Source organism: Providencia sp. PROV033, assembly GCF_028484855.1.
In the GTDB taxonomy this organism is placed as follows: domain Bacteria; phylum Pseudomonadota; class Gammaproteobacteria; order Enterobacterales; family Enterobacteriaceae; genus Providencia; species Providencia alcalifaciens.
Genome location: NZ_JAMPSW010000027.1, coordinates 1 through 12,898 on the forward strand (window position 1 = coordinate 1; position 12,898 = coordinate 12,898).

Below are 12,898 nucleotides of genomic sequence, written 5' to 3' on the forward strand. Positions count from 1 at the left end.
TGAAAAGTGCGCTTTTATTCAGCGCACTTTGTTCTCAATTTTTAGACAGTATTATTTAGGCAATATGCTTTTGGCGAAAGAAAAACGGCAACACCACAATACTCACCACCAGCACGATTATCGTGGCAATCATGACAGACATAAATGCGCTATCAAATGCCATATTCGCCTGATTTACTAAGAGATTTGCACTATCTTGCGGTAACCCCTCTGCCACAATTAACGCTTCATCGAGGCTATCGTAAGCTTTATCCGCGACAGATAGACTTTCGGGTAATGTTAACTTCGACGTATAAATTGCGGTCATCAACCCCCCCATAAACGTGACGCCCAGTACACTACCTAACTCATAAGCGACTTCCTCAATGGAGGCGGCCATCCCTGCTTTTTCATCTGGCGCATTCAGCATAATAGTGGTGGAAGCCGTGGTAAAAATGGCACCGAGCCCAAAGCCAACGCAAAATAAAAATGACAGTAACACAATGCCTGTAGAGGATTTAAACACCCACGTTAACCCTGCAACACCAATTAGCGTACAAGTGAATCCCAAAATCATCATCAATTTGGCACCGACTTTATGCAAATACATACCCGCTAAAGGCGCAGCGAGTACCGATGCGATAGGGATCGGAATAATGTACAACGCAGCCTCAAATGGGGTATACCCAAGAACCAACTGCAAGCGCTGGCTCAACAGCAATTCAACCCCCACAATAATAACCACAGACAAAATTGCCATCATAATCCCTGCAAAAAATTGCGGGTCACTGAGCAACTTGAAATCCAGCATGGGTTTTTCGGCGGTTAACTGTCGACGGCTAAAAATGACCAAAAATACAATGCCTACCACAGCCGCTATCAGCAACGTAAACCAATCAATATTCGGTTTACCCAGCTCTTTTAAGGCATAAATTGAACCAATCAAGCCCACCAAAATAAATAAAGAGCCTAAATAATCAATAGGTTGATTAGAACTCTTACTACTTTTCGGAATTAAATAGAGTGCAAAAGGGATCACCAACAGAACCACCGGTACGTTGATCAAAAATACAGAGCCCCACCAAAAATGATTAAGCAATATACCACCAACTAGGGGTCCTATAGCCGCACCACCGGATGCCACAGCAGACCAAATACCAATCGCCAGCGCTCGCTCTTTAGGATCTAAAAATACTTGGCGAACAATTGCTAACGTCGCTGGCATACTAATCGCAGCACCGACCGCTAAAAAACCACGAGATAAAATTAAGCTGAATGCTGTTGGTGAAAATGCTGCACACAAAGAGGCAAGTGCAAATAGAGGCAATCCAAGTAGAAACATAAATTTATGCCCTACTTTATCACTTAACATTCCCGCAGCAGGTAAGAGACCTGCCACGACTAACGGATAAGCATTCATAATCCATAATTTTTCAGATGCTGTTGCACCTAAATCATGGGTTAACTTAGGTAACGCGGTATATAGTACGGTGACATCAATGACGATGAGAAATAACACACTCGATACTAATAGGAGGATAATCCAACGTTTATAATCTGTTATCATAAAATCTTCTCAACTTGTTTAATTGATCACCTTGATGGATGATCGTGTTACAATATAATTCCATACGTACGTATTGAAAAGAGGTTTTTTTTAAATGGGACGTCAACGAACGATTGATCGTGAGAAAGTGCTGGAAGCAGCAGAAGAGATTGTTATCAAACAAGGTGCTACTGCACTCACGATTGATGCAGTCGCCAAATCAATGGGGATTTCCAAAGGTGGAGTCCAATACTGCTTTGGTAATAAAGAAGCGTTAATTGATGCGATGTTTGAACGTTGGGGTCACTCTTATGATGAAATTTTTAACCAAAAAATCGCAGAGGATAATTCCCCTGAGGGTCGCGTAATTGCCCACATGAAAGCCACTGCCGATCACGATAAAACCAGTATAGCCAAAGGTGCTGCGTTAATGGCATCACTGCTTCAGACGCCTGAATATTTAGAAAGTACTCGTAAGTGGTATCGAGAACGTATTGCAAACTTAGATTTATCGACTGAAAGGGGTAAACGTGCCCGACTGTTATTTTTAGCCACTGAAGGCGCCTTCACGTTACGCTATTTTGGTTTAATGGATATCGATGACGAAGAATGGCAGGGGATTTTTACCGATATGATCAGCGAATTTAATAAGCCTTAATCGCAAGGCATATATTGCTATATGCCTCTACTTGATTGTTATTTCTTATTTTTTATCGTAAACACTCGGTACAAATACATTTCGTTCGATCATTTTTTCAATTTGCTTGTTCAAAATGGTTTCGCGATAGTGTTTATGATTACCCTGTGGCTCATTCAGATACGTATTTTTTGGGTAGATTGGATTTTCATAAATGAGCTGGGCGCATTCAGTTCGAATATCTTTCAGCCAGTTACTGACCGAAGCATTCGCGCGATGATAGCGCATCGCTTCAATGTCAATCACCCCGTAAACATAGGTTGACCCGTTAGTATCTTCTTGTTTACCAACAATTTTACCTTTATAGTCGACTATCAGTGAACGGCCGCCACCACAGTCAATAGGCGCTTGCGTGGTTGGAAACATATACATTGAGCCAATATTAGGCGCGACAACATAGAAGTTATTTTCCAATGCTCGGGCACGGTTGGATATCTCAAACAAATCATTTTCAGTAAATGGTGTCGGTAATGATGCTCGATACACCACTTCAGCTCCATTTAATGCCAGACCTCGACCATTTTCAGGAAAATTTCCTTCCATCGCCATCATGATCCCTAAACGACCAATTTCGGTATCAACAACAGGCCAAAAAGACTGTAATGAGCGTCCATATTTTTTAATCCACTCATCATACAGATCATGAGGAGATGCCGACCGCTCACAGGGCAGTAAAGAGGACATTTTATGGTGTTTCAGAATAATGTTACCTTTCGGGTCAATAATAAACCCGACGTTAAACATAATTCCCGGCCAATCAGGATCACGTGTTTTCGCCTGCGCCATGATGTAAACATTTTGAGATTTCGCTAACTCACCTAACCTATCGGTTTCTGGACCTGGGATATCAATAGCCCCATCTTTTAAGAATTCCGCAATAGGCAAATCCAGCGCTTCATCATTGAAGCCTTGTAAAGCTCCCTCAGGAAGAACGAGTAACCTCACGGGAAGATCTAATGAAGATAGCCACAGCGCACCATAGGATAGCTCTTCAAGATGGTCGATATTTTTCATAATATCGCTACGCGTTTTTATTCCCCACGTTGTTGGCACTAAACCCACTACACCATATGGCTTTATCATAATAATTCTCCGATTTTATTTTCGAGTTACCTGCATTTTGCATTGTTCAAAAATCAAACTCATCGAATATTATTCATGTGTTAATTTTATGTCAAATGTATATTAATTTTCATTTTATGGATATTTACGCTTAGTTTTATCACTATTCATAACTAATATGTCAATTGAAAATTTAAGCTATAAACATATTAATAACCTGCTATAAACCCTATTTATTACAAATATAACCTAACGTTATTTTTGTTTTATACAGTTGTAAATCAACTTATTACGTAATTTTAAATCTTTTTAATTTCTGCATAAAAGTAATATAGGAATACATTTTCATTTATAAAATAAAAGGAGAAATAAATATAAATCTTAAGATTTATTAATATTTAATACAAAAACAAAAAATGCATGAAATATCCGCTTACTGCATTTATTGTACATTTCATTAATATTTCTATTGTGATTTAACTTAAAAAAGTAAAGTGTATTGTCGGCTTTTCAGATTTAAAAAATATACGTACTTGCCATTAAAAAAATATCGATCGAATAACGATTAGAGAGTGATTTATGACAATACAAACATCTGAAATTACATCTGTATCCTCAAAACGCACGACCTTTAAAGTCATGCTGGTTTGCTGGCTAAGCATTTTATTTGAAGGTTATGACGTCGGGGTTATGGGTGCAGTTTTACCCACACTCTCTGAATATAAAGAGTGGAATTTAACCCCAATTGAATTAGGCGCCTTGAGCAGTTATACCCTCGTGGGAATGTTCTTTGGTGCTTTTATTATCGGAACGTTAAGCGAGTTATATGGTCGACGACGCATGCTATTAATCTGCGTTACGCTGTTTTCGTCCACCATGTTAGCCACCGCTTTAGCGCCAACACCTTGGTTTTTTGGATTAATGCGATTTATCGGTGGTATCGGTCTTGGGGGGGTTATTCCTGTCGCTGCCGCCCTCACAATAGAATATTCCCCAACCGAAAAAAGATCGTTCAATTATGCCATCATGTACTCGGGCTATTCACTCGGTATTTTATGTGCTGCACTCGTTGCTATCGCTATTCTTAGCCAATTTGGTTGGCGTGGCGTGATGATAGTCGGTGCTTTACCCTTGCTGTTAATCTGGCCGATGTCTCGCCTGTTACCTGAATCTATTGAATACCTCAACAATCGAGGGTTACACGATAAAGCGAAAAAATTGGCTGAAAAGCTTGAAGTTACCTATCACGAACCTGTGAAACACGAAAAACAAGCTTCCCGCAGTTTAAAAGAAGTGGTTGCGATTATCTTTTCCAAAGACTACCTACGAGCAACTTGCTGTTTCTGGGTTGCGCTGTTTTGTGGTGGTTTCATTGTTTACGGGCTCAATACTTGGCTACCCTCCATTATGCGTAAAGAAGGTTACGATCTGGGCTCCAGCTTAACCTTCTTAGTGGTGTTCAGTTTGTCTTCAGCACTAGGTGGGTTATTCCTCGGGAAAGTTGCCGATAAATGCGGCGCTAGAGGAACTGTTGCGTTCTTCTTTATGCTTGGCGCTATGGGTATTGGTTTGATGGTATTTAAACAAAATATCTATATGAACTATTTACTTGTCGGTCTTGCTGGGATTGGCTGCATTTCTGCACCACTCATCCTAACGGGCTATGTTGCGCATTTCTATCCATCAAGCGTACGGGCTTCTGCAACCGGTTGGACAATGAGTATTTCCCGTGTAGGTGCCATGTCTGGACCGATGTTTGGAGCGTATATTGCCAGCTTGGGTGTCGCAAGTAGTTGGAACTTTGCAGCATTCTCAGCCGTAACCGTCATTGGCGGTATTGCTGTCATGCTACTTCCTAGTAAGCGTCTATAGATAATAGATAAAAAATCCCCTCTACCATTGAGAGGGGATTTTTTCTTCAGTGTTATCTATTCAGGATTATCACCAAAAACGGTTAATTTGCTCACGCAATGCTTCAGCCGTCGCTTTTCCTTTTTCCCCGACCAACGCTCGACCGGCAATAAAGGCTTTCGCTTTGATGCCTTCAAAAAGGTGAATATCTTCTGGCACAATACCGCCTGTTATCGACAATTCGAGACCTAAATCAGAAAGTTGGCGCATTTTGGTAAGATCTTCAGGCCCCCAACCGACTCCGGCTAATTCAGCATCACGGGAACGGTGGTAAATCGCCTGTTTGATCCCTAAATCCACCCAGCGCTGCGCATCGTCTAATGTCCAATTACCATACAGCTCAATTTGAATTTCACGCTTAAATTCATCCGCCACTTTTTTACACGCAGTGATGGTGGCAATATGCGCGGCCGCAGAAACCGTGATCCAATCGGCTCCGGCTTCGAATGCCATTTTGGATAAAATAGCGCCACCATCTGTCGTTTTCATGTCACACACAATAATGTGGGATGGATGATTACGACGCAGCGTCGATACCGCGTTCATTCCTTCGGCAAAAGCTAAAATGGTACCAATTTCAATTACATCAACAAAAGACTCAACGTTATTAGCGACTACCAGCGCATCTTTCAGATTCGTTTGGTCTAATGCAATTTGAATTAAAGGTTTAGTCATTTGATTATCCTAGTGTTTAGATTAATTCGGAGATTTCATACATAGCGGCTTAAGCTAATGCAACATCAATCACCTGATAAACATCTTCAGCGCTGGTACAGCGGCGAATTTTATCGAGGTCAATCCCCGTTTCGCTCTCCTCATCATCCAACACTTGAGTCACTTCCATTAAACCTTCCATATGCTCATCAGAAGAGCTACCCGCTAAAGTGATCAAGACATCTACAGGTTCACTTTCCCCATCAAATACAATGGGTTCTTTAAGAGTGACTAAAGCAAAAGCTGTTTTTAAGACACCATTTTCAGGGCGAGCATGAGGCAAGGCTAAATTAGGAGCAATACAGATATAAGGACCTAACTCTTTGACGCTGCTAATAATTGCTTCATGGTAGTCCGGTAAAATCGCACCTGATGCAATGAGCATATCGGTGCCAATCTTAATCGCATCCTGCCAATTATCCGCCGAGGCGTGTAACTGAATGGAATTGTTCTCCATTAGAGATTGTTTAAAACCCATGGCATTGCTCTCCTATGGTCATGGACACTCATCACTGAATACCCATGACAAATTTAGTTATTGGATTTATTTCGATTCACTAAAGTTATTATGAATAATTGACAGTAATTCATCGCCGAATGAGTTCGGGTTTAACATGTTCTGAACGCCCAGAATGAATTTGCCTTCCCCTGCATCCATTTCGGATGAGAGATGCTTGGATGAAACAATGATATCGGTGTTCGCCAATTTTGATTTGTAATCCGAGGCCGCGCAGGAATCCATAACATGAGGAATGCCCTTACTTTCAAGATATTTGGCAATTTTCATTTTCATCATCATTGATGAACCCTGCCCATTACCACACACGGCGAGGATACTGACAGGTCTAGCACTGCTTGAAATAGGTTGCTGGGTTTGCTCGTTCTCAATATTCTGCGCTACCTGTGGCTCTACCGCCGCAGCCGCTTGAGCATCTTCTTCTGCACGCAATCTTTTCGATGCAAAGTACATATAAACAAATGACAGTCCAATCAACACAAAGAAAAAATATTTTGAGAAAGAGAGACCTTGCATCACAGGAGGGAAAACTAATGCCCAGTCAGCCATTCCCATCCAGCCGCTAAAATCTGTTCCTTGTTGGCTAAATAACGATATCGCCCATGCCGATCCAAAGACCTCAATAATCCCCATCACAAAACAGATTTTCATAACGGCTTTCCAGCCACCAAAATGGTTAGCAAACACCCCTATCGTGGCATTAGAGAAGAACATCGGAATAAAGCCTGGAATAATCATGATCGGAGAGCTTAATCCCAACATGATTAACACCGCAGTAAACTGACCTAATGCCCCCCACATGAAACCAAACACCATTGCATTTGGCGAGAATGCGTAAATTGCGGCGCAGTCAATGGCAAGGACAGCATTAGGAATAACACGCTCAGAAATTCCTTTAAATGCTTCAGACAGCTCGGCGACAAACATCCGCACCCCAGTCACGATGATCTGAATGGCGACTGCGAATTTCAAACCGGTTTCTAAAATATAGATACTCCAATGGGTTTTCCCTGCCATTTCTTGCAGGTTAGTTAATCCAAAGGAAAGGAGGATGATACCGAAGAAAACCGTCATAACAATGGCAGTGGCAGCAATGCTATCATGGAAAATATGCAGCCATTTCGGCAACTTAAGATTATCGACGCTATCATTTTTATCACCGAGCTTATGCGCTATTTTGGTAGCAATCCATGATGCGACTTGTTGCTGGTGACCAATTGAAAACCCAGCTCCACCAGTGACAGATTCCGTTGGCTTAAACATAATATTGGACGAAATGCCCCAATATAACGCCATCAGAATTGCAGAATAGATAATGGTTTCCCACATACTGGTTCCCAGCACAAAATAGAATACTGCAATCAATCCTGCTTGCTGGAACATGATATGCCCCGTCAGCATAATGGTGCGTATTCCCGTAATACGACGGAACAGAACCAACAGTATGTTAATACCCAATGCAATCAGCACCGTATAACCCACCCATGAATAGTTATCTCCCATGGTTTCCATGGTCGCCATCATTGAGGTATAAGGGTCAATAACTGAGCCGGTAAGGTGATGATACTCTGACATTTTGGCAATGACAGGTTTGAAACTGGAGACTAATGTGTCGGCACCCACTTGCACTAACATAAAGCCGACGATGGTTTTAATGGTTCCTTTTAGGATGGTCGTACCATCTCTCTTTAGAAGCCAGTAGCCAATCAACGTGACTAATCCCAGTAATAACGGGGCTTTTGTCATCACTTGGCTGTAAAAAATATAGAATGAGTCGTACAGAAAATCCATATTTTTACCCCTAAATCAAATTTAGTGTGAATTATTATCTTATTTAAAAGTACATTACCCTGATCACAGACAAGCATTCTCACGCTATAATCAAACAGTTTATCAATTCAATCACTCAAATACATTTTGCAATCATAAGTAATCATTAAGTGCTCATTTATGATTGTTTAAAGTGATACTTTTTGACCAGCAAAAAACCCTACATTTGCTGTGTTGATCACAACAAATATAGTAAAAATTATATTTTACAGTTAGTTATATGTTTTATTTAACATGGGTAATTTTTGAAATTAGTAAGTTGACAATTTTCATTGTGATCATATAGAATCAAATCTAATCATTTTGAATCAAAAGTTGTCATACTGACTATCACCACTCACGACGAAAAATGATTATACAGAAATAAGGCGCGACACATGAATGAGACACAAAGACATCATGAAATTTTGTCTTTATTGAAAGAAAATCAAATCATTAACGTATCTTTCATTACAGAGCATTTTAATATCTCGCCTGCAACCGCCCGTCGAGATATCGCCAAACTGGATGAGCAAGGTAAGCTCAAAAAAATACGTAATGGTGCGGAGCGCATTGAAGAGAAAAAACGCAAATGGTCACCACTGAATATCAACAGTACCGATCATTACGAAGAGAAATCACAGATTGCGGTAAAAGCAGCGGAGCTTTGCCAACCCGGAGATAGCGTTGTTATCAACTGTGGTTCCACCGCATTTTTGCTAGGACAGCAGCTTTGTGGAAAAGGCGTGCAAATTGTGACCAACTATTTCCCGCTAGCCAGCTACTTGATTGAAGAAGAACACGAGGACGTGATTCTGATTGGCGGGCAATATAACCGAACACAAGGTATTTTTCTTAACCCAGCCCTCAGCACATTGATGGGCTATGCCGGAAACTGGATGTTTACCTCAGGGAAAGGGTTAACGGAAGCAGGGCTGTATAAAACAGATATGCTGACTGCCGTTGCTGAGCAACAGATGCTTGATCGCATAGATAAACTGGTTGTCGTTGTGGATAGTTCAAAAGTGGGAAGTCAAACTGGCATGCTTTTTTGCCCCACAAATAAAATTGACTATCTGATCACAGGTAAAAGCGCCGACCCGAAAATTCTCCAAGCCATCAAAGCCCAAGGCACGCAAGTCATCCTTGTATAATTAGACTAACAATCTAATTCAACGAATTAACAAATTTATTCTGTATTTCGCCTTATTTTCATTAATAAGGCGCTAATCCCCTACATTTGAAATTCTGGATAGGAAAGGTGTTGCTATGAGTAAAGTAAATGAAATTACCCGTGAATCTTGGATTTTAAGCACATTCCCTGAATGGGGAACATGGTTGAATGAAGAGATTGAAAAAACCGTTGTAGAGCCAAACACCTTCTCTATGTGGTGGCTAGGCTGTACAGGTATTTGGTTGAAAAGCGCAGGCAACACCAATATTTCCATCGATTTTTGGTGTGGAACTGGCAAAAAGACACAGAAAAATCCGCTGATGAACCAGCAACATCAAATGATGCGAATGGGGGGTGTTGAAGCATTACAGCCTAACCTACGTACCTCAATCTTCCCTCTTGATCCCTTTGCAATTAAAGATGTTGATGCCATTTTGGCATCCCATGATCATGCCGATCATATTGATGTTAACGTCGCTGCGGCGGTACTGCAAAACTGTGGCGATCATGTGAAATTTATCGGCCCACAAGCCTGTGTCAATCTGTGGACTGGCTGGGGTGTACCAGAAGATCGCTGTATTGTGGCAAAAGTCGGTGATGTGATTGAAGTGGGCGACATGAAAATTCGCGTACTGGATTCATTCGACCGAACAGCGCTAGTGACCTTACCAAAAGGTGTTTCGTCCTATGACAAAGCAATTTTAGATGGTATGGATGACCGTGCAGTGAACTATTTAATTGAAACCACAGGCGGTTCGCTCTATCACTCTGGTGACTCTCACTATTCCAACTATTACGCCGCACATGGTAACCGCTACAATATCGATGTTGCACTGCTTTCTTTCGGTGAAAACCCGCGTGGTGTCACTGATAAAATGACCTCATCCGATATTTTACGTGCCGCAGAGTCTTTAGATTGCACCACCGTCATTCCATTCCACCACGATATTTGGGCAAACTTCCAAAATGATCCACGTGAAATTGAAGTGCTGTGGAATATGAAAAAAGAGCGCTTACAATATAAATTTGCACCATTCTTCTGGCAAGTCGGAGGAAAATATACCTACCCTACGGATAAGGGGCGTATGCATTATCAGCATTTCAGAGGCTTCCAAGATATCTTTAAAAACGAACCTGAATTGCCGTATAAAGCCTTCTTGTAAGGTTGATATCGATTAAAAAAACAAAATCCGGTAAGGCGCATTCCTTACCGGATTTTTATTATCTTAATAAAACCGCTAACTTTATGTTAATCACAAAAATAGTGATTAAGGGATCACGCCCAGCAATTTAAACCAAAAATAATCCAGCGGCACCAAGAGGAAAAAGGTCAAAATAAACAAGATAAGGCACAATCTAATCCCATCCATTAACGGGACTTTTCCCATCCCCATCGCTACGACGATCGGAGACGCTTGGTAAGGCAACAATGGTGTTGAATAACCAATCACTTGAACCATAAGAACCGCAATCAGTGGGAAACCGGTAGCATTAGAGAGTGACTCTGCTAATGGGGTATAAAGCGCAGGAACACCATTGGCTGTCACTACAAAATTTAAACCGCTGGTCAGACCCACCAAACTACCAAAATCTATAAATGGGTTATTTGGATCAAGTGGTAGCATCTTCTGTAAGTAAGTACCAACCACCATGCCTACATTGGAATAACTCACTAATGTGGCAAGGCTCAAAATCCCTGCTACATAAATACAAGTGCGGATATTCACGGCTTTCACAAACTCGTCATTGGTGACAAACCCGACTTTCGGCAGTAAACAAAAACACGCGGCCACCAGCCCAACCCACGCAGGAGAAATACCATGAGCGGTATCCGTGATCCAAAATAACAACGTTATCGCTAATACGATGCCGAGCTTTTTCTCATCACGGCTCATCGGCGGTAAGGTTTTCTGCTCAGCTACTGGCTGCAATTTAGCGGGAAATAGGAAATAAATGCACAGAACAACCAACGAACCTTTGATAAGCCCTAAGATCGGCATATGCAGGAACAGATAATTTAAATAGGAAAGTTTAAGGTGATACGTGGTTTCTATTGCCCCCGCCATCACTAAATTAGGCACGTTGGCAGGCAATATTGTTGCCGACAGTTGGAAAGTACCAAAACCCACAGCCAGCGCTAATCCAATGCGTCCTCGGCTACCACTTTGTAACCCAACTTTGTCCGCAATCGCCATGACAATTGGCATTAATAATGCGATTCGCCCCATATTCGACGGCATAATAAATGCCAGTCCATAAGCGAGGATTACCACACCAATAATCAGCTTTAGCCATGAACTCGTGAAACGCCCTGAAATATGTTGAGCGATACGCTCCGCCAGCCCCACTTTATTGATGGCAAACCCGAGAATGAATCCACTCAGTACCAACCAAAATGCTTCTGAGGTAAACCCAGAAAAAATGACATTGGTCGGTGCTAAATGTAAACATGCCGCTGCGGCTAAAAACAGTAATGCAACCAGATATTCTGGTAACTTCCCTGTCGCCCAAAACCCTATTGTGATTGCGATGACAACCGCACTCAACCATTCTATGTCTGCCATCCACGTCGCCTTTATCTTGGTTTTATTATTTTCAATTATTGCTCGAAACTGCATCAAGAAAATTAAGTATACGTGAAATTAATACTCTATAGATGTATATATAACAAACTAAATACCATCGGTTTGTTATAGTTTATAAAGGTGATTTTATATACATTTAACTTTATTTTTTAACACTATAATAAATAAAGTAAACAATATGATTATACCGATTCCTTACTCAAAATATGTAGACCACCTCATCACCCAAAATAAAATAATCCCCAATGAATTAACTAAATCACAGCTCCATATCTTGGCTGTTAACAATATTCAATCTCAATTAATAAAGAGCAAATCTATTGAAATGATTGATAAATTTTCAGCTCAGATCCAATGCGGTAATATTTCGGTTAAAAATCTAAGAAAAATTGGCGAGGGTAGCTACGGAAATGCATATCGTTTTGAAAATTACGTTATAAAAGTGCCAAAAAAACCAGACCAGTTCGCACCAGAGTACGCTACCTGCAAAAGAACTTCGCGTATATTAAATGAAATCAATGGTCATCATTTTTCCAGAACCTCCACCTTACCCGATACAGGCCAACGTATTTTAATCACTAAATTTGTCGATGGTGAAGATGCCCAACCATTAGAAGCCTTTGATTTTATAAAATCTCACCAACGTATCCTTCATGATTTTTATGTACAGGGAAATGTGAAGAAAGATAAACAGGGTAAATTATATTTAATCGATGCTGATCAAGTCACTCTATCTTATCAAGGTCGACGAAATTCAATAGCAAGTGAAGAGTTTTATGAAGATTTTGAATGTTTTCGTGGAGAGGAGCTGGTGGTTCCCAAAAGAATGAAATCGCCGGAAAAATACAGTTTAGACAGAATATCTTGATGGTAATAAAAAGCCAGTATAACTAAGTCCGTCATA

11 protein-coding genes are annotated in these 12,898 nt (G+C 40.9%); 5 read left to right on the forward strand and 6 right to left on the reverse strand.

The genetic code is table 11. The annotated features are described in order from the left end of the window. Positions 1-55: 55 nt before the first annotated feature. On the reverse strand, positions 56-1,546 hold the full coding sequence (locus PSF16_RS06840; RefSeq protein ID WP_154632929.1) for an MFS transporter: 1,491 nt from the start codon (positions 1,544-1,546) through the stop codon (positions 56-58). 94 nt (positions 1,547-1,640) lie between these two features. Between PSF16_RS06840 and PSF16_RS06845 the strand changes: the two genes are divergently transcribed. Beyond that, on the forward strand, positions 1,641-2,183 hold the full coding sequence (locus tag PSF16_RS06845) for a TetR/AcrR family transcriptional regulator (protein ID WP_006660634.1): 543 nt from the start codon (positions 1,641-1,643) through the stop codon (positions 2,181-2,183). A 45-nt stretch (positions 2,184-2,228) separates the two neighbouring features. On the opposite strand, the gene PSF16_RS06850 is transcribed toward PSF16_RS06845, so the two are convergent. Next, positions 2,229-3,305, reverse strand: coding sequence for a nitrilase-related carbon-nitrogen hydrolase (locus tag PSF16_RS06850; protein ID WP_272689013.1), 1,077 nt, complete (start codon positions 3,303-3,305; stop codon positions 2,229-2,231). A 558-nt stretch (positions 3,306-3,863) separates the two neighbouring features. On the opposite strand from PSF16_RS06850, the gene PSF16_RS06855 reads away from it, so the two are divergent. Beyond that, positions 3,864-5,156: an MFS transporter gene (locus PSF16_RS06855; protein ID WP_006663261.1), complete on the forward strand. Its 1,293-nt coding sequence runs from the start codon at positions 3,864-3,866 to the stop codon at positions 5,154-5,156. Positions 5,157-5,225: 69 nt separating this feature from the next. On the opposite strand, the gene PSF16_RS06860 is transcribed toward PSF16_RS06855, so the two are convergent. The 3 genes from PSF16_RS06860 to PSF16_RS06870 form a co-directional block, all read right to left on the reverse strand. Continuing rightward, positions 5,226-5,870 (reverse strand): 3-keto-L-gulonate-6-phosphate decarboxylase UlaD, encoded by a 645-nt coding sequence (locus PSF16_RS06860; RefSeq protein ID WP_006660637.1) that lies wholly within the window; start codon positions 5,868-5,870, stop codon positions 5,226-5,228. 49 nt (positions 5,871-5,919) lie between these two features. Further along, positions 5,920-6,387 (reverse strand): PTS sugar transporter subunit IIA, encoded by a 468-nt coding sequence (locus PSF16_RS06865; RefSeq protein WP_272689014.1) that lies wholly within the window; start codon positions 6,385-6,387, stop codon positions 5,920-5,922. Between the two features lie 66 nt (positions 6,388-6,453). Continuing rightward, positions 6,454-8,217 carry a PTS ascorbate-specific subunit IIBC gene (locus PSF16_RS06870; RefSeq protein ID WP_272689015.1) on the reverse strand — a complete coding sequence of 588 codons (1,764 nt, stop codon included), beginning with the start codon at positions 8,215-8,217 and terminating at the stop codon, positions 6,454-6,456. 416 nt (positions 8,218-8,633) lie between these two features. Here PSF16_RS06870 and ulaR point away from each other — a divergent pair, with 416 nt between their 5' ends. Both ulaR and ulaG read left to right on the forward strand, forming a co-directional pair. Next, positions 8,634-9,389 carry an HTH-type transcriptional regulator UlaR gene (gene ulaR, locus PSF16_RS06875; protein ID WP_006660640.1) on the forward strand — a complete coding sequence of 252 codons (756 nt, stop codon included), beginning with the start codon at positions 8,634-8,636 and terminating at the stop codon, positions 9,387-9,389. A gap of 115 nt (positions 9,390-9,504) precedes the next feature. After that, positions 9,505-10,572 carry an L-ascorbate 6-phosphate lactonase gene (gene ulaG / locus PSF16_RS06880; RefSeq protein ID WP_006660641.1) on the forward strand — a complete coding sequence of 356 codons (1,068 nt, stop codon included), beginning with the start codon at positions 9,505-9,507 and terminating at the stop codon, positions 10,570-10,572. Positions 10,573-10,677: 105 nt separating this feature from the next. On the opposite strand, the gene PSF16_RS06885 is transcribed toward ulaG, so the two are convergent. After that, positions 10,678-11,973: an SLC13 family permease gene (locus tag PSF16_RS06885; protein ID WP_036962464.1), complete on the reverse strand. Its 1,296-nt coding sequence runs from the start codon at positions 11,971-11,973 to the stop codon at positions 10,678-10,680. Between the two features lie 199 nt (positions 11,974-12,172). Between PSF16_RS06885 and PSF16_RS06890 the strand changes: the two genes are divergently transcribed. Next, positions 12,173-12,862 (forward strand): hypothetical protein, encoded by a 690-nt coding sequence (locus tag PSF16_RS06890; protein ID WP_272689016.1) that lies wholly within the window; start codon positions 12,173-12,175, stop codon positions 12,860-12,862. The last annotated feature ends 36 nt before the right edge of the window (positions 12,863-12,898 follow it).